This is a genomic window from Sphingopyxis sp. JAI108 (genome assembly GCF_013410105.1).
Lineage (GTDB): Bacteria > Pseudomonadota > Alphaproteobacteria > Sphingomonadales > Sphingomonadaceae > Sphingopyxis > Sphingopyxis chilensis.
Window position 1 is genome coordinate 54178 of the sequence record NZ_JACCCJ010000004.1, and the last position, 17571, is coordinate 71748.

Annotated in this window: 17 protein-coding genes; 7 read left to right on the top strand and 10 right to left on the bottom strand. The window is 65.6% G+C overall.

Annotated elements, in window-relative coordinates:
* Positions 1 to 9 precede the first annotated feature (9 nt).
* Complete coding sequence (gene ccoN, locus HDC29_RS16570; RefSeq protein ID WP_179499406.1) at positions 10 to 1668, bottom strand: cytochrome-c oxidase, cbb3-type subunit I; 1659 nt, start codon at positions 1666 to 1668, stop codon at positions 10 to 12.
* 167 nt (positions 1669 to 1835) lie between these two features.
* On the opposite strand from ccoN, the gene HDC29_RS16575 reads away from it, so the two are divergent.
* Positions 1836 to 2507 (top strand): OmpW family outer membrane protein, encoded by a 672-nt coding sequence (locus HDC29_RS16575; protein WP_179499407.1) that lies wholly within the window; start codon positions 1836 to 1838, stop codon positions 2505 to 2507.
* Positions 2508 to 2530: 23 nt separating this feature from the next.
* Here HDC29_RS16575 and HDC29_RS16580 read toward each other — a convergent pair whose 3' ends face one another.
* A complete protein-coding gene (locus tag HDC29_RS16580; RefSeq protein WP_179499408.1) occupies positions 2531 to 3223 on the bottom strand; it encodes a Crp/Fnr family transcriptional regulator in 693 nt (230 codons plus the stop codon).
* Positions 3224 to 3276: 53 nt separating this feature from the next.
* Entirely contained in the window at positions 3277 to 4089 is an 813-nt protein-coding gene (locus HDC29_RS16585; RefSeq protein ID WP_179499409.1) for a universal stress protein, read from the bottom strand.
* A gap of 268 nt (positions 4090 to 4357) precedes the next feature.
* Here HDC29_RS16585 and HDC29_RS16590 point away from each other — a divergent pair, with 268 nt between their 5' ends.
* Positions 4358 to 4783: an ion channel gene (locus HDC29_RS16590; protein ID WP_179499410.1), complete on the top strand. Its 426-nt coding sequence runs from the start codon at positions 4358 to 4360 to the stop codon at positions 4781 to 4783.
* Between the two features lie 24 nt (positions 4784 to 4807).
* On the opposite strand, the gene HDC29_RS16595 is transcribed toward HDC29_RS16590, so the two are convergent.
* The 4 genes from HDC29_RS16595 to HDC29_RS16610 all read right to left on the bottom strand — a co-directional run bounded on the left by HDC29_RS16595 (position 4808) and on the right by HDC29_RS16610 (position 10907).
* On the bottom strand, positions 4808 to 6250 hold the full coding sequence (locus HDC29_RS16595) for a CHAD domain-containing protein (RefSeq protein ID WP_179499411.1): 1443 nt from the start codon (positions 6248 to 6250) through the stop codon (positions 4808 to 4810).
* Between the two features lie 138 nt (positions 6251 to 6388).
* Positions 6389 to 6697 carry a helix-turn-helix transcriptional regulator gene (locus tag HDC29_RS16600; RefSeq protein ID WP_179499412.1) on the bottom strand — a complete coding sequence of 103 codons (309 nt, stop codon included), beginning with the start codon at positions 6695 to 6697 and terminating at the stop codon, positions 6389 to 6391.
* A complete protein-coding gene (locus HDC29_RS16605; protein ID WP_179499413.1) occupies positions 6694 to 9864 on the bottom strand; it encodes an efflux RND transporter permease subunit in 3171 nt (1056 codons plus the stop codon). The genes HDC29_RS16600 and HDC29_RS16605 overlap by 4 nt, the downstream gene beginning before the upstream one ends.
* On the bottom strand, positions 9861 to 10907 hold the full coding sequence (locus HDC29_RS16610; RefSeq protein ID WP_179499414.1) for an efflux RND transporter periplasmic adaptor subunit: 1047 nt from the start codon (positions 10905 to 10907) through the stop codon (positions 9861 to 9863). Before HDC29_RS16610 ends, HDC29_RS16605 begins: the two co-directional genes overlap by 4 nt.
* Before the next feature lie 259 nt (positions 10908 to 11166).
* On the opposite strand from HDC29_RS16610, the gene HDC29_RS16615 reads away from it, so the two are divergent.
* The 5 genes from HDC29_RS16615 (at position 11167) to HDC29_RS16635 (ending at position 15250) form a co-directional block, all read left to right on the top strand.
* Positions 11167 to 12444: an NAD(P)/FAD-dependent oxidoreductase gene (locus HDC29_RS16615; protein ID WP_179499415.1), complete on the top strand. Its 1278-nt coding sequence runs from the start codon at positions 11167 to 11169 to the stop codon at positions 12442 to 12444.
* Positions 12445 to 12459: 15 nt separating this feature from the next.
* Positions 12460 to 12663, top strand: coding sequence for a DUF2892 domain-containing protein (locus HDC29_RS16620; RefSeq protein ID WP_179499416.1), 204 nt, complete (start codon positions 12460 to 12462; stop codon positions 12661 to 12663).
* The gene (locus HDC29_RS16625; protein WP_373562827.1) at positions 12660 to 13922 is read left to right on the top strand and encodes a TolC family protein; all 1263 of its coding nucleotides are present in this window, start codon (positions 12660 to 12662) and stop codon (positions 13920 to 13922) included. The genes HDC29_RS16620 and HDC29_RS16625 overlap by 4 nt, the downstream gene beginning before the upstream one ends.
* Before the next feature lie 65 nt (positions 13923 to 13987).
* Entirely contained in the window at positions 13988 to 14911 is a 924-nt protein-coding gene (locus HDC29_RS16630) for an MBL fold metallo-hydrolase (protein WP_179499417.1), read from the top strand.
* A gap of 123 nt (positions 14912 to 15034) precedes the next feature.
* Positions 15035 to 15250, top strand: coding sequence for a hypothetical protein (locus HDC29_RS16635; RefSeq protein ID WP_179499418.1), 216 nt, complete (start codon positions 15035 to 15037; stop codon positions 15248 to 15250).
* A gap of 62 nt (positions 15251 to 15312) precedes the next feature.
* Here the strand turns inward: HDC29_RS16635 and HDC29_RS16640 are convergent, their stop codons facing one another.
* The 3 genes from HDC29_RS16640 to HDC29_RS16650 form a co-directional block, all read right to left on the bottom strand.
* Complete coding sequence (locus HDC29_RS16640; RefSeq protein WP_179499419.1) at positions 15313 to 16116, bottom strand: universal stress protein; 804 nt, start codon at positions 16114 to 16116, stop codon at positions 15313 to 15315.
* A gap of 101 nt (positions 16117 to 16217) precedes the next feature.
* Positions 16218 to 16616: a response regulator gene (locus tag HDC29_RS16645; RefSeq protein WP_179499420.1), complete on the bottom strand. Its 399-nt coding sequence runs from the start codon at positions 16614 to 16616 to the stop codon at positions 16218 to 16220.
* A gap of 135 nt (positions 16617 to 16751) precedes the next feature.
* Complete coding sequence (locus tag HDC29_RS16650; RefSeq protein ID WP_179499421.1) at positions 16752 to 17546, bottom strand: universal stress protein; 795 nt, start codon at positions 17544 to 17546, stop codon at positions 16752 to 16754.
* Between the last annotated feature and the right edge of the window lie 25 nt (positions 17547 to 17571).

Genomic DNA, 17571 nt, shown 5'->3' on the forward strand with positions numbered 1-17571 from the left:
CCGGGCTCCTTATTCGGCGGGCACGGGCGCGAGCGGGCGGTCCGCTGCGGCGCTGTAGGGGGTTTCGGTCATCGGCTTTTCGGCGCGAACCCTGCCCGCGAGCGTCGCCCAGACGTTGACTATCATGATGAGGAAGCCGGCGAGATACATCGCCCCGCCCGCGGCGCGGATCAGATACATCGGATGCATCGCCGCGACGCTTTCGGCAAAGCTGTAGACGAGGTAGCCGTCGGCGCCATATTCGCGCCACATCAGTCCCTGCATGATGCCGGCGACCCACATCGAGGCGGCGTAGAAAACGATCCCGACGGTCGCGAGCCAGAAGTGCCAGTTGACCATGCGCAGGCTGTAGAGGCGCTGGCGGCCCCACAGGCGCGGTACCAGATAATAGACGCTGGCAAAGGTGATCATGCCGTTCCAGCCGAGCGCGCCCGAATGAACGTGGCCGATCGTCCAGTCGGTATAGTGCGACATGGAGTTGACCCATTTGATCGACATCATCGGGCCTTCGAAGGTGCTCATGCCATAGAAGGCGAGCGCCATCACCATCATGCGGATGATCGGGTCGGTGCGGATCTTGTCCCACGCGCCGTTGAGCGTCATCAGCCCGTTGATCATCCCGCCCCAGCTCGGCATCCACAGCATGATCGAGAACACCATGCCCAGCGTCTGCGCCCAATCCGGCAGCGCGGTGTAATGGAGATGATGCGGACCCGCCCAGATGTAGAGGAAGATCAGCGACCAGAAGTGGATGATCGACAGGCGGTAGCTGTACACCGGCCGCTCGGCCTGCTTCGGCACGAAATAATACATCATCGCGAGGAAGCCCGCGGTCAGGAAGAAACCGACCGCATTATGCCCGTACCACCATTGCGTCAGCGCATCCTGCACCCCGGCGAAGGCGGCATAGCTTTTCGACCCGAAGATGCTCGCGGGCATCGACAGATTGTTGACGATGTGCAGCATCGCGATGGTGATGATGAAACTGAGGTAGAACCAGTTCGCGACATAGATATGCGGTTCGCGGCGCCTGACGATCGTGCCGACGAAGACCGCGAGATAGGCGACCCAGACGACCGTCAGCCACAGGTCGACATACCATTCGGGCTCGGCATATTCGCGCGCTTCGGTGACGCCCATCAAATATCCCGTCGCCGCGAGGACGATGAAGAGCTGATAGCCCCAGAAGACGAAGCGCGCGAGGTTGGGAAAGGCAAGCCGCGCGCGGCAGGTGCGCTGAACGACGTAAAAGCTCGTCGCGATCAACGCATTGCCGCCGAACGCAAAGATCACCGCCGAGGTGTGGAGCGGGCGCAGCCGCCCGAAGGTCGTATATTCCAGATTGAGGTTGAGCACCGGAAAGGCGAGCTGGAGCGCGATGAACAACCCCGCCGCCATGCCTGCAATGCCCCAGAACAGCGTCGCGATGACACCCCAGCGGACGGGATCGTCGTCATAGACGCCCTGGTCGGCGGGCATCTTCAACAGGCCGCGCGCGATCGCGCCATAATCCGCCCGGGAAATGGTCGCCCAGAGCACCGCCAGGCAGGCAGCCGCGACGATGACCATATGCACGGCGAACGGCGCATCGACCGCCAGCGCCGCCATGACCAGCGCGAACAGCGCCAGCGCCAGCCAGCCGCCCGCTTTCATCACTAGACCGTCCATATGCTCGTCCCCGCTTCCAGCGGCTTCGCGCCGCGCTTCCGGTCGCTCTTGGACGCGCGCAGGCGGCGAAACATTGACCGGGATCAACGAATTGGTTGTGCTCCATCAATGCGGCCGGCGGACGCGCGGCGCAGGGACGGCTCTGTCAACAACAGGAGCAAAGTCCCATGAAATGCCGATATATGTCCCTGGCCGCCCTGGCTGTCGCGCTGGCCACACCGGGGCACGCCGCCGCGAAGAGCGGCGACGTCCAGTTCAAGCTGCTCGCAACCTATGTGGCGCCCGACGGCAAGATCAAGGACGTGAAGCTCGACCTGATCGGCCTGCCCGCGGACGCGCAGACCAAGGCGGACGACAATGTCGTCCCGACCGTCGCGATCGAATATTTCGTCACCGACAATATCTCGGTCGAAACGATCGCGGGCGTCACCCAGCATGACGTCGTCGGGCGCGGCGGGCTCGCCGGGGCGGGGCTGGTGTCCAATGCGAACATCGTCCCCGCGACGCTGACGCTCAAATATCATTTCGGCACGGAGGGCGGCGTTCAGCCCTATGTGGGTGCGGGGCCGAGCTATTTCATCTTCATCGACGAAAAGCCCGGCGCGACGGCCGTCGCGCTCGGCGCGACGCGGCAGAAGATGGACGACACGCTGGGCGTCGCGCTGCAGGCCGGCATCGATGTGCCCGTGAATGCCAAGGGGCTGGCGGTTACGCTCGATGCCAAGCGCTATTTCTTGCGCCCGGCCGCGCACTGGTTCGCCGGGGCGACCGAGGTGCTGCGCACCAAGCACAAACTCGATCCCTGGGTGATCAGCGCCGGCGTCGCCTTCCGCTTCTGAGCGTCCCCAACTCGCGCCGACGGTCAGCCCGCCATATCCTCCATCGCCGCGCGGTCGTGGATCACGATCTCGCGGCGCGAGGGCAGGTCGATCACACCGTCGGCGCGCATTTTGGTGAGTTGGCGACTCGTCGTCTCGATCGTCAGCCCCAATATATCGGCGATCTGCTGGCGACCGAAGGGCAGTTCGAAGGCGCCGCGCGTCGAACCCGCATCGCACCCCCGCCCCGACAGGCGCCCGGACATTTCGAGCAGGAAGGACGCGACCTTTTCCGTCGCCGACTTGCGCCCGAGCAGCATCATCCAGTGCCGCGCGCGATCGAGCTCGTCGAGCGTGCGGCGCAGCAATTTCTGCTGGAGGTCGGGGTGCGAGCTGGCGAATTCGTCGAAACTGTTGCGGTTGAAAATGCACACTTCGGCGTCAGTCATCGCGGTGACGCTGTACGGGCTCTCCTTGCCGAACGGGCGGCCGATGAAATCGGACGGAAAGACGACGCCGACGATCTGCTCGCGCCCGTCGGCGGTCGATACGACCAGCTTCAGCACACCGTCGAGCACATTCGCGACCACGGGCGCGCCATCGCCTTCCCACAACAACGTCTGACCCTGCCGGACCTTCTGCCTGCGCCCCATCTTGCCCAGGTCCGCAAGCTCGGTCGCGTCGAGGCTCGCGCAAATCGCGCGGTTTCGTACGACACAGGCGGCGCAGTCGGTCACGCCGCCGCCGTACAGCAGGCGGTGACCATTGGAAAGCAGCGAGCCGCTGGGGATCAGTGCATCAACAGCAAGGGAGCCGGCGCCGCTTCGAGCAAATAGCGCGTGACGCCGCCGAAAACCGTCTCACGCAAGCGGGTATGCCCGAATGCGCCCATCACGATCATGCCCGCCCCCAGCTCGACCGCCGCGCGCTCGAGCGTCTCTTCGATCGTCTCGGCACCGCGCCCGACCTCGCGCAGCTCGGCATGAAGATCATGGCGCGAGAGATAGCGCAGCGCGTCGTCCGCGGCGACCTGCCCCCGGGCCTCTCCGACGGTCACGAGAAGGATTCTGCTGGCGTTGGCCATCAACGGCACCGCAGCGCGGATCGCGTGCGCCGCCTGCGGGCTACCGTTCCACGCGACCATCACCGGCGCATCGAGATCGACGGGACCGCAGGGTTCGGGAATGGCGAGAACCGGAGCGGGAACAGCCATGGCAATATCCCCGGCCATCATCGGCGGCGTAAAACTGCGGCGCCGATCCGCGGTCCCCAGCGAAACGATCGTGAGATCGGCCAGCGCCGCGGCCAGCGCGAGCGTCGATACGACGTCGCCGTCGGACACGCTGACGTCCCACGGCACATCCTCGCGTTCCAGATCCGCGCGCAGGCGGCCGGCGAGTGCTTCGTCGGCTTGCTGCGCCTTGCTCAGCTGATCGCTCGCCAGATACATGCCGCCGAACGGATCGGTGGCGATGAACTGCTGAAAGGGCGAACTGATCACGAAATTCAAGTGCGACCGCCGCCGCTTGCCGATCGCCAGCGCGCTCTCGAACCGGGCCTTCATCCCCGGACCGTCGTCGGCATGGACCAAGATATTGCGCATATTGCTTCTCCTGCGATTGCGGGCATTTGGACCGATGCGCGGGCGAGGTCATTGATCGGGGTCAATGGTCATAAGCCCAAGGACGCCGGGAACTTCGAGCCGGAATACCGCGCCGCACCCGGCGGCCCTAGGTAGTTCTACCAATCCCGCCAGACGGTCACCTATTGCACCCTGTGCCGCTCCACCGGAAGGAACGGCAACGCGACATGTCGATGAGCAAGGTTCGAGTGACGCGCCCAAACATGCGCACCCCGTCGGCGCCGCGGCCATGATCCGCGAACTGCTGCTCGCGACGCTCATGGTGACGGTAACCGTGCTCATCCACGGCGCGGGGCTGATCCTGCTGGCGCGGCTCCTCCGCCTCGAGGCGCAGCAGGAGGCCGGCGGCCACATGCACCCCGCCTCCTTGCGCGGCCTCGGCACGCTGCTCTTCGCGATCCTTGCCCTCATCGGTCTGCATGGGGTCGAAATCTGGGTCTATGCACTGACTTTCCTCGTCATCGGCGCGATCGATAGCCTGCGCGAGGCGGTGTATTTCTCGACGATCACCTATGGCGCCATCGGCTACAGCGACGATGTGATGGCGAAACCATGGCGGCTCGTGTCGGCGATCGAAGGGATCAACGGCATCCTCATGATCGGCTGGTCGACCGCCTTCCTGATCCGTATCGTCGGCCTGCTGCGGCGCGTCTGACCCTAACGGCGGGGCCAAGCCACCCTAACGCCAGAATCGCTTCAGATCGAACAATTGTCCATGCGCAGCCTCTGCGGCGCGAAGGAGCTTCTTTTTCTGACCTTCCGCCGTCAACCGCGACGCCTCGGCATCGCCCGCGACCCCTAGTTTTTCAAGGACAAGGGCCGCCATCGCCAGATCGTTGAGCGCGCCAAGCTGGTCTTGCAACGCCTGCAGCGATGCGATGAATTCTGCATAACGTCGGCGGTCGCGCTTGCGGACGAACAGGCTGCCCAGGAATTCCGCCGCATAGCGCAGCTTCTTGGCCGCCTTGCGCGCCTCGTGCCGGTCGGCGTCGTCAAGGCCCGCGAGTTTGCGGCCCCGTTTCCTCGCGCGGCGGTAGCAATGGTCGAGCGCCGCGACCGCGTAGGCGCGCGCCGGCAAGTCTTCTTCCGCAGGTCCGGGCCAGCCGGCGCGCGCGATCCACTCCGCCAGATCGAGCATCAACTGCCGCGTCCGCGGCATCTCCAAAACCTCGCCAACGCGGCGATAGGCCGCGTCGCGCGCCAAGGCGACATGGTCGTGCAGCGAACCGGGCCGGGTCCGTGCCAAGAGCACGTCAAGATTGCGCGCTTCCCCCAACTCCGCTGCCAGCCAGCGCAGGTCTGCGGCAAGCGCCGAGCCCAATTCACCGATGATCGGCCGGAAGATCGAAAAAGCCGAGCGCAGCCGGCGGAGCGCCACGCGTGCTTGATGCAGCGCGCCGGCGCTTCCCTCGGCCAACAATAGCGCCTCATTGAGCCGGAACTGCCGTATGCAGCTCTGCGCGACGATCGCGAACGCTCGCCCCGGAGCTGTTCCGTCGGCGAGCAGGACGGGTTCGGCCTTGAACATGGCGGGTGCCGGTCCGGCCAGTCGATAGCCGCGTTCCGCCTTGGTCAGGACGCCCAGGCGCACTGGCGCGACGGCATCGAGCTTGCGTGCGAGGGCGAACAAGGCGGAGGGAGCGCCCGATTTCAGCTCCAGCTCGATTTCGCAGATCGAAGACTGGCGATCGCCAGCGGCAACGTCGCCCCGATCGAGGACGACTTCGATCGTCGCATCGCCCTCCGCGATGATCCAGCTACGCCGGTCGACCCCTACTTCGAAAATGGGCGCGATGGTGTCGATGCAGTCGTCGAGACTGTTCGGCAAGCAGGTTGCGGCATCGAAGACCGGAATGTCGTCCATGACGGCGCGTTCCCATTCCGATCGCGCGAACAGGCCTGCGGTGCTGGCGCCCGCCGCCTTGATCGTCTGCACCCGCTTGCCTTCCGATTTGCGGATACGAAGCGAAACCCCCGCGCGATCGAGAGCGTGATCAGGGGTGTCGAAATAGATCGACGATTGCCGGGCACGGGTCGACCCGCCTGGCAGCAGGCCGGACGCTTCGATGGCAACCGCAGCGCTAGGGCTGAGTTCGAGTTTCAGTTCGATTTCGTCCGCCATGAGTATCTTTCGCGCGGGCCCGGTCGACAACCGGATCGGACTAGACGATTGCGGTACGTCCGGTGTTGATTTAGCGCAAACGCCCTTAACAAGGCATCCCCTCCCACCCGACCCCGTCAGGAGGGGCGCGTGTCGTGTCTATTCGCCGCGGCAGGCCTCGCACAGTGCCGCGATAATCCGCTGCATCTTCGGGTCCGACAGACTGTAATATCGCGTCTGCGCCTCGCCGCGTAGCGACACGATCCCTTGCTTGCGGAAACGCGCGAGGTGCTGCGACACCGCCGACTGGGACAGGCCGGAAATCTCGGTCAGTTCGCCCACCGATACCTCGCGCTCGTCCATCTGGCACAGCATCAGCAGGCGCTCGGGGTTCGCGAGCAGCTTGAGATAACCCGCCATTTCATGCGCATCGCGCTTGAGGATCGAGAGGTCGGTCGGCTTTGTCATGGAGAGAGGCTTCCTTCGCGGCCATCGTCGCGGAGGACGATGTAGATCGCGGGAATAACCAGCACCGTCAGCAGTGTCGAGGAGGCAAGCCCGAAGAGCAAAGATATGGCGAGACCCTGGAAGATCGGGTCGGTCAGGATCGTCGCCGCGCCGATCATCGCCGCCGCCGCGGTGAGCACGATCGGCTTGAAGCGGATCATCCCGGCCTCGATCAAGGTGTCGCGCAGCGGCTTTTCAGGCCGTTTCGCGTGGTTGATAAAATCGACGAGCAGGATCGAGTTGCGCACGATGATCCCCGCGAGCGCGATGAAGCCGATCATCGAGGTTGCGGTGAAGGGTGCCCCGAACAGCATGTGCCCGAGCACGATGCCGACAAGCGTCAAAGGGATCGGCGTCAGGATGACGAGCGGGATTTTGAAGTTCCTGAACTGCCCGACGACGAGCACATAGATGGCGAGCAGCGCGACCATGAAGGCCGCGCCCATGTCGCGGAAGGTCACCCAGGTGATCTCCCACTCGCCGTCCCACAGCAAAGTCGGCACCGCTTCATTCTCGGGCTGGCCGTTGAAGCGGATGACGGGTTTCGTCATCCCGTGCGCCTTCCAGTCGAACGCCTCGATCGCATCGTCGACCGCGAAGATGCCATAGATCGGCGCCTCATAGTCGCCCGCGAGTTCGGCGGTGACCATGTCGGCGGCGCGTCCATTGCGGCGGAACAGCGCCGGCGAACCCTTTTCCTCGCGCGCCTCGACGATCTCGCCCAGTTGAACGAGCCGTCCGCCCGGCCCCATGCTCGCGACCGGCGTCGCGGCGAGGCTGGCGCTCCACGTTCGCTGCGACTGATCGAGTGCAATGCGGATCGGCAGCGGATCACGCCCCTGCCCACGCGGCGCATAGCCGACGGTTTGTCCGCCAAGCAGCGCGCCGATGCTGTCGAAGAGCTGGCGCTCCGAAATGCCATAGGCGTCCATCCGCGCGCGGTCGGGGACGAGGCGCAGCCGCGGGCGCGGCACGCCGAAACTGTTGTCGACATCGACGACATAGGGGATGGTGCGGAACAATTTCTCGACCTGCTCGGCGGTCCGGCGCCGCGTCGCCTCGTCGGGGCCATAGATTTCGGCGAGCATCGTCGCGAGCACCGGCGGGCCCGGCGGTGTCTCGACGACCTTGATCGACGCACCGGCGGGCAGCGGCAACGCCTTTTTCAGCTTGTCACGCAGGTCGAGCGCGAGCGCGTGGCTCGACCGGTCGCGCTCGCCCTTGGGCGCGAGCGTCACCATCACATCGCCCATCTCGGGACGGCTGCGCAGGAAATAATGGCGGACGAGGCCGTTGAAATTGAACGGCGCCGCGGTGCCCGCATAAGCCTCCATCGAGCGCGCTTCGGGCAATTGCCGTGCCACGGCCGCTGCGGCGTCGAGCGTGCGCCCCGTCGTCTCGAGCGAGGTGCCTTCGGGCATGTCGAGGACGAGCTGCACCTCCGATTTGTTGTCGAATGGGAGCAGTTTCACCGTCACCGCCTTGAAATAGAACATCGAGCAGGCAACGAGCGTCGCGACGCCGACCGCGATCAGGAAATTCCGCGCGCTCTTGCGGTCGCGGATCACGCGGGCCGCGACGCGGCCGTAAAGCACGCCCAGCTTGCCGCCGGTCGCATGGTCGTCGTGGCCGTGCGCCAGCGCATTTCTGGCAAAGCGCACCATCAGCCACGGCGCGATGATCACCGCGACAAAGAAGGAGAAGAGCATCGCCGCCGAAGCATTGATCGGGATCGGTGCCATATAGGGGCCCATCAACCCGGAGACGAAGAGCATCGGCAGCAACGCCGCAACGACGGTCAGCGTCGCGCTGATCGTCGGGTTCCCGACCTCGGCGACGGCATCGACCGTCGCATCGATGCGGCTCCGCGCGTCGGCCATCGCCCAGTGGCGCGCGATATTCTCGATCATCACGATCGCGTCGTCGACGAGGATGCCGATCGAAAAAATGAGCGCGAACAGGCTGACGCGGTTGATCGTGAAGCCCATCAGGTTCGATGCGAACATGGTGAGCAGGATCGTCGTCGGGATCACCACCGCGGTCACCGCCGCCTCGCGCCAGCCGATCGCAAAGCCGATCAGGATGACGATCGACACGGTGGCAAGGCCGAGGTGGAAGATCAGCTCGTTCGCTTTTTCGTTGGCGGTCTCGCCATAGTTGCGGGTGACCGCGACATCGACTCCGGCGGGAATCAGCGTGCCGCGCAGCGCTTCGACCCGCGCGACGACGGCGTGCGAGACGTTCACGGCGTTGGCACCCGAACGCTTCGCGACGGCGAGGCTGACCGCGGGCGCCATCGACCAGCGTCCGTCCCCGCCCTTCGCCCAGCGCCACGCGCGCGCCTGCTCCTCGCCCGGTCCCTGCGTCACCGTCGCGACGTCGCGCAGATAGACGGGGCTGCCGTTCGCCCCGCGCACGGTGATCGTCGCCAGATCGGCCGCGCTCCGCACCGTCTGCCCCGCAACCACCGCCGTCGCCGCACCGCCTTCGCGCACCGTGCCGAGCGATACCCCGTGCGCGGCCAGCTTCGCGGGGTCGGGCGTGACGCGAAGCTGTTCCTCCTGCCCGCCCGCGATGAAGGTCAGCCCGACATCGTCGACCTTCGCAACCTCGGTGCGCAGCCGGGTCGTGAGCGCGTGCAGCGCCTGCTCGGTCCATTCGCCGCGCGCACCGGGCTCGGGCGACAGCGTCAGCACGACGATCGGCACGTCGCTGATCCCGCGCACCGTCACCTGCGGCGCTGCGATGCCCGCCGGGATGCGGTGCATGTTCGCCGACAGTCGCTCGTTGATGCGCGTCGCGGCATCGTCGGGATCCGAACCAACCAGGAAACGCGCGGTGACCAACACCCCGTCATCCTCGGCCTGCGTATAGACATGCTCGACGCCATCGACGCTTTTGACGATCGTCTCGAGCGGCTTGCCGACCAGTTCGACCGCATCGCTCGCCGACAGGCCGGGCGCGGCGACCATCAGGTCGACCATCGGCACGCTGATCTGCGGCTCTTCCTCGCGCGGGATCGTCAGAATCGCGAGCAGCCCGACAAGGATCGCCGCGAGCAGCATCAGCGGCGTCAGCGGGCTCTGGATCGTCGCGCGCGTCAGCCGACCGGAGATGCCAAGGCTCATCGGCGCGCCCCGGCCGGCGGTGCGATCAGCGTATCGCCCGTGGCCGCGCCCGAGAGGATTTCGACGCGTGCCGGGTCGTCCGACGGCGCGATCTGGACCGGCACGCGCGACGCCGAATCCTTGCCGACGCGGATCGTCACATAATCGATGCCATAGCTGGTTTCGACGAAGCCCCCTGGGACGACGAGCGCCTGCCGCTCGCCGGTCGCGACCCGCGCGGTGATCCGGCGGCCGACCATATTGCTCGCAAGTCCCGGTATCCGGACGTCCGCGGCCATCTGCCCGCCAGTCACCGCGGGATAGACACGGCTGACGGTCGCGTGCGGGGCAACGCCCTTCGCACCGTCTGCCAGGCCCGTCGCCAGGACCGCGCTACCGACGCGCACCTTGCCCGCCAATGTTTCGGGAAGCTCGAGGCGCAATACCATCGGCCCCGAGGTGATCGTCGCAATCGATGTGCCGGCCGCGACGGCGGAGCCCGCAGGAACCTGCGCCATCAGGACGCGCCCTGCCGAGGGAGCGACGACCGCGCCCTGTCCCGCAACCGCGCCGACCGCCGATTGCTGCGCCTTCGCCGCGTTGACCTGCGCCCGCGCGGCGCGCGCCGCGGCCTCGGCCTGATCGAGCCGCGCCTGGGCATAGACGCCGTTGGCGTGGAGATATTTGACGCGCGCCAGCTCGGCCTCGGCCTGCGCGACCTGCGCCTGCGCCGCGGCCGCCTGCGCGCCATAAGCCGCGCCTTCGTAGCCGAGCCTGCTGTCGACGACGCGGCCGATCACTTGTCCCTTGCGGACAAGATCGCCCTCGCGGACGGTCAGGCTTTCGAGGATGCCGGGGATGCGCGCGCGCGCATCGGCCATGTCGACGCTGGTGACGAGCGCGCCGACATCTTTCCATTCGGTAACGGCGACGGACCGGAGAACCAGCGATTCGCCCTTCACCTCGGCTGCCTGATCGGCCGGCAAGGATGCGCCGCCGTCGCATGCCGAAAACGTCAGCGAAAGCGTGACCATCGCTGCGGGCAGGATGAAGCGGCGGGACATGGCGCTCACCCGCACACGACCGACAGGCCGGCAAGTTCCTGTGCGGGAATCCCCTTATATCGCGGACGGCAGAACAGGCTCAGCATGATCAAACTCCTCGGTTGATGGACAGGCTAGCGAGCGCCACAAAATTTCAACATTGCTAATATTACGTAGTGCTAATATTACGTAGTGCTAATATTATGCAACTATAATATATATCGACCGGGCCGCATCGAAAGGTGCCGGAGCCTCACGCGCCTCGAACAAGGAGAGAGATATGTCGTTGCCGCGGATCGTCGTTCTGGGTGCCGGCCTCGGCGGCACGATCGCCGCTTATGAAATTCGCGAAGCCGTAAAGGGCAAGGCGGAGGTCATGGTCGTCTGCGACCAGGAAGATTACTGGTTCGTGCCTTCCAACCCATGGGTCGCGGTGCGCTGGCGCGAGCCCGAAGCGATCCGCGTCCACCTGCCCCCGGTGATGAAGCGCAAGGGTATCGGTTTCACTGCGGTCGGCGCCAGATGGGTCCACCCCAAGGACAACCGGATCGAACTGAACGACGGATCGTCAGTCGATTATGATTATCTGGTGATCGCGACCGGTCCCCACCTCGCTTTCGACGAGATCGAGGGTTTCGGCCCCGACGCCAACACCGTGTCGATCTGTTCGACGGATCATGCGTCCGCCGCCGCCGACGCGTTCGACCGCTTCTGCGAAAATCCGGGCCCGATCGTCGTCGGTGCGGCGCAGGGGGCCTCCTGCTACGGGCCCGCCTATGAATTCGCGCTGATCCTCGACACCGAGCTCAAGCGCCGCAAGATTCGCGACAAGGTGCCGATGACCTTCGTTACCGCCGAACCCTATATCGGGCATCTCGGTCTCGACGGCGTCGGCGACACCAAGGGTCTGCTCGAGAGCGAGTTCAGGAACCGCCATGTCAAATGGATCACCAACGCCCGGGTCACGAGCTTCGAGCCCGGCCTGGCGCATGTCGAGGAAGTCGCCGAGGACGGCAGCATCAAGGCGAAGCACGACCTGCCCTTCGGCTATTCGATGCTGCTCCCCGCCTTCCGCGGCGTCGATGCGGTGTTCGGGATCGAAGGGCTTACCAACCCGCGCGGCTTCATCCTCGCCGACAAGCATCAGCGCAACCCGACCTTCACCAATGTCTATTCGCTGGGCGTCTGCGTCGCCATCCCACCGGTCGGCCCGACCCCGGTCCCCGTCGGCGTGCCGAAGACCGGTTTCATGATCGAATCGATGGTCGCCGCGATCGCGCAGAACCTGAAACTCGAGGTCGACGGAAAGCCGCCGGTGCATGAGGCGACCTGGAACGCGGTCTGCCTGGCCGATTTCGGCGACGGCGGCGTCGCCTTCGTCGCCCAGCCGCAGATCCCGCCGCGCAACGTCAACTGGTCGTCGTCCGGCAAATGGGTGCATTTCGCCAAGATCGGCTTCGAGAAATATTTCCTGCGCAAAATCCGCAAGGGCGAGAGCGAGCCCTTCTACGAAAAGCTCGCGATGCATGCCCTCGGCATCAAGAAACTCCGCTTCTGACGAAAGGATAATCCCATGAACGTCGATCGTGCCGTCCTGCGTTTCGCCGGTTTTATCGTCCTCTTGAGCATCGCGCTCGCCTGGCTCGTGCATCCCTACTGGATCGGCCTCGCCGTCTTCGCCGGCCTCAACCTGATCCAGGCGAGCTTCACGGGCTTCTGCCCCGCCGCGATGCTCTTCAAGCGGCTCGGCGTGCGGCAGGGTATCGCCTTTAAGTGAGGCGTGCCGGTTTCCGCATGATTGCGGTCGTCACCGCGCTGTACCCGCTTGCTATCGCCCAGGCGCAGGATCTGGAAACCGCGATCGCCGAGGCGCGCGCGCATTCGCCCGCGCTGGTCACCGCCGAAGCTGAGGCCGAGGCCGCCGATGCGCGGCTCGCGCAGGCGCGGGCGGCGGCGGGACCGACGGCGCGTGTCGAAGGCAGCATCGGTTACGGGAGGCTCGATCCGGGCGGCTATTTCGGGCTGACCGCTGACGACGTCACGCCGAACGCGGTCCAACTCGTCGGCGAATATCCGCTCTACGCTGGCGGACGCATTGCCTCGGCGATCGGCCAGGCCGCCGCTGGACAGCGCGCCGCAAGGCTTGGCACCGACATGGCGCGGCAGAATCTGACGCTCGCAACCGTGTCGAGCTATGCCGAGGTGCTGACCGCGCGCGAGATGGTGGCAAGCTACTCCGGGCTGGTCGCTGCGCTCGACGAGATCGTCCGCCACGCAGGGCTGCGCTATGACGTCGGCGATGCGACCAGCAGCGATGTCGCGCAGGCAAAGGCGCGCCGCGCCGAGGGGCTGGCCTGGTTCGTCCAGTCGCAAGGGCGGCTGGCGGCGGCCGAAGCGCGCTTCGAACGGCTGACCGGCAAGCCGGCGGGCAAATTGTCTCCGCTGCCGCCGCGACCAAAGGTGCCTTCATCGCTCGGTGAGGCCCTCGATGCAGCGACGCTCGCCAATGTCATGCTCGCGCAGGCGGGTTCGAGCGTCGAAGGCGCCGAGGCCGGGGTTCGCGCCGCCAAGGCGAGCAATCGCCCGACCGTTGGCGTATTTGCCGAGGGCGCGCGCGTCCGCGACCAGTTTTTCCCCGACTATCGCGCCGATAGCGTCACCGTGGGGCTCCGCGGCCACTGGACCTTTTTCGACAGCGGCGCGGGGAGTGCGCGCGTTCGCGAGGCACGCGCCAACCTGACGGCGAGCGAAGCCCGGCTGCGACAGGCGCGCGACGAGCTGATGCAGGCTGTGATCGAAGCCTGGAGCGGCCTCGAAAGCGCGGAACGCGGGCTCGATGCCGCGCGCGAGGGCGACACGGCCGCGCGCGAGGCGCTGCGCGGCACGCGGCTCGAAGTGCGATCGGGGGCAAGGCCGCCGCTCGCCGAACTCGATGCCGAGCGCGAGGCGATCGCAGCCACGGCGCGCCTCGCCGCAGCGCAGGCTGCGGTACAGGTCGCCGCGTGGCGGCTGCGGCTGCTGTGCGGGATCGAATAGGCCGCGACTGGACTTCCGCCGCCTCATCATTACATTAGCAATATATAATATTATAGGATTGTCCGATGATCGATCTCCACCGCCACAAGGCCGCCGCCACGATCGAAGCCGCGCGCCGCTCGGGAAAAACTCCCGTCGTCCGCACCTTTTTCGACGAAGCGACCTTCACCGCCACGCACGTCGTCCACGACCCCGCGACACGCGCCGCCGCGATCATCGACAGCGTGCTCGATTTCGACCAGCCGTCGGGCGGCACGAGCCATGCCTCTGCCGATGCAATTATCGACCATGTTCGCACCCAGGGCCTGACCGTCGAATGGCAGATAGAAACCCATGCCCATGCTGATCACCTGTCGGCCGCGCCCTATCTGCAGGAAAAGCTCGGCGGCCGGATCGTCATCGGGCGGCATATCAAGACGGTGCAAACGGTGTTCGGCGACATTTTCAACGAGGATGATCGCTTCGCCCGCGACGGATCGCAGTTCGACCGGCTGATGGACGATGGCGAAACCTTCCGGCTCGGTGCAACCGAGGGGATCGTGCTCCACACGCCGGGACACACGCCCGCCTGCATGGTGTGGATCATCGGCGATGCGCTGTTCACCGGCGACACCTTGTTCATGCCCGACTATGGAACGGCGCGAGCCGATTTCCCCGGCGGCGACGCGCGCACGCTCTATCGCTCGATCCGCCGGCTGCTCGCGCTTCCGGGCGAAACGCGCGCCTTCCTCTGCCACGACTACAAAGCGCCGGGGCGCGACGCCTACGCCTGGGAAACTACGATTGCGTCCGAACGCACCTCGAACGTGCATGTCCATCAAGGCGTGAGCGAGGACGAATTCGTCGCGATGCGCGAGGCGCGCGACCGGACCCTGTCGATGCCGAAGCTCATCCTCCCGTCGATCCAGATCAATATGCGTGCCGGACATCTTCCCGAGCCCGAAAGCAACGGCACACGCTATCTGAAACTGCCGCTCGACATACTCTAAGGGCTGGCGCGATGCCGAGTCCCCGGTGCGCGGTAGGGATGTCTACGTAATCCCTGCACCGCGCCGCTGCGCTAGGATTTGGCCCGAACCGGCCTGCGAAGCCAAACGGCGAAGGAACCGAAAATGGACGATACCGCCTTTTCCCACGCTGGAGGGCCAGCCCATCCCGCGGAGTGCCCGAACACAGAGCCGCCCGAACGTCCCGAAAAGCCCCTTCCCGAGCGGCCCGATCAGGCACCCGAGGATCAGCCGCTGACGGTTCCGCAGGAAACGCCGGTCGTCCCCGAAACGCAGCCAGGTCCGCCGCCGACCGAGTTTCCGGAAGAACGCGGAGGCTGAGGGGCGCTTGCGGACGGCAGGCGGCAGGACAATCCGGATAGCGCCCCGGCCCGCCGGATCGCTCAATGACACATCAGCAGCGGGACGGTGCTGTCGCGCAGCATTCGCTTTGTAACTCCGCCGAAAACCTCGCACCACTGGCCCCGGCCATAGGCGCCCATCACGACATAGTCCGCCCGCCACCGCCGGCATTCTTCGGCAATGAGCCGATCGACCCGATCGCCGCCGCGGTCGGTCATGCGCGTCTCGGTGGCGATGCCGTAGCGCGACAGGTAGATCGCGGCATCGGCGGGATCGGCGTCATTGTCGGCGCCCGCGTCGCCCGCCGTGAATATCTCGACCCGCGCGGCGAGCGCGAGCAGCGGAACGCAGGCACGAAGCGCCGCAGCGGCCGACGAGCGACCGCCCCAGGCGACCAGCGCGCGGTCGAATTCGAAGCGGTCGAGCGAGGGCGGCATCGCCACGATCGGCGTATGCGTGTGGCCCAGCACGCGCGACACGATTCCCCGCATGTCGGGAACCCGATGGTCGTCGAGCGCGCGGTTGAGGAGGATCAGGTCGGAAAAGCTCGCCCGGTTCGTGACGCAACTGGCGATATCGCCCGTGGCATCGACCCAGCTCCAGTCGACATCCTCACGCGACAGCCTGTCGCGTACCGCGATCTTGTTCGCCGCCTCGCTGCCGCGCTCGTCCGAAATGATCGCGGCCTCGCCAAAGCCGACATAAAGATCGCCCGCGATGATCGGACTGGGCGTCACATCGATGCAGGCTAAATGCCCATCGAGCGCGCGCACGATCTCAAGCGCAGCCTCGAGCCGGGCGTCCTGACCTTCATCGTCGTGGACCAGCAATAATATCGTTTTCATGAGCCCTGCCTTCATGTTGTGGCGAACAAGCTAGGCCGCCGCGACTCGCGCCAATATGCGCAAAGCTACGGATGCAATGGCACCGGGCCGTGAGGCGTGTTTCACCCTTTGGCGTCGGTCAGCCGACGGACGGTATCCACCAAGGCATGCTCGCGGAGCGGTTTGTCAAAGACCGCCGCGAAGCCCGCCGCGCGCGCGCGGTCCGACAGTTCGTTCGATCCAAATGCGGAAATCAGCACCGCCGGTCCCCTCCACCCCCCCGCCAGCATCGCTGCGTGCAATGCAATCCCGTCCTGATCGTCGAGGCGGAAATCGGTCACGAGACAAGCCGGCGGACAGGCCGCGGCGTCGGCGAGAGCCTGCGCCGCAGCGGGATAGGCGACCACGTCGAAGCCGCGTCCTTTCAGCAATAAAAGCAAGGAGCGACGCACTGCCGGATCGTCCTCGACAATCAGGATTCTGGGAAAATCCGCTCGATGATGGGCGCCCTCGTTCGGCATTATCGTTACCTGGCATGGCAAAATATTTGCCGCGTGAAATTTGGGAGCGACCTTCATTCGTCTGGAAAGGGCGGGTGTCCGCGCGACCGCGCCGTGCCTGCCATCAAATCTTCGCAGGCCGCCACGACTTCCCGGTCAATGCCCGAGGAGGAGCGGAAGCTTGCTGTCCTGCAGCATACGCTTCGTGACGCCGCCAAAAGTTTCCATCACGCGGCCGCGGCCATAGGCGCCCATCACGATATAGTCGGCGCGCCCCGCCTGGGCTTCGGCGGCGATCAGCTTATCGGCCCGACCGTCCTTGTCGACGATCTTGACGCGGGCATGAATGCCGTGGCGCGAAAGATAGGTTGCCGCTTGGTCGGGACCGTTACGGGGCTCGTCTTCGCGCGCCGTGAATATCTCAACCTCGTTCGCGAGTGCGAGCAACGGGACCGCAGCGCGCAGCGCCGCGGCGGCCGATCGTCCGCCGTCCCAGGCGACGAGCGCGCGATCGATCGCAAAGCGCTCCAGCGTCTCGGGGACCGCGAGAACTGCGGCGCTGGTCCGCGCAACGATGCGGCTGGTGATGTCGCGCATGTCGGGCAAAGGATAACCGTCGAGCGCGCGATTGAGAATGATGAGGTCGGCAAGATCGGCAGCATCGAGTACCGATGCCGCCATTTCGCCAATCGTATCGGCCCAGCTCCAGCTGACATCTTCGCGCGACAGACGATCGGTCAGCGCCGACTTGTTCTTCGCTTCGCTATCGCGTTCGTCGAATACGACGACCGTTTCGGCATAGCCCATGGCGGTTTCGCCCGCGATGACAGGGTAAGGCGTCACATCGATGCAGGCGAGATGGCCGTCCAGCGCACGCACTATGTCGAGCGCCGCCTGAAACCGCGCCTCCTGGCCCGCGTCATCATGCACCAGCAAAAGAATATTCTTCATGTGCCATCTCCTTCATCTCGTCGAA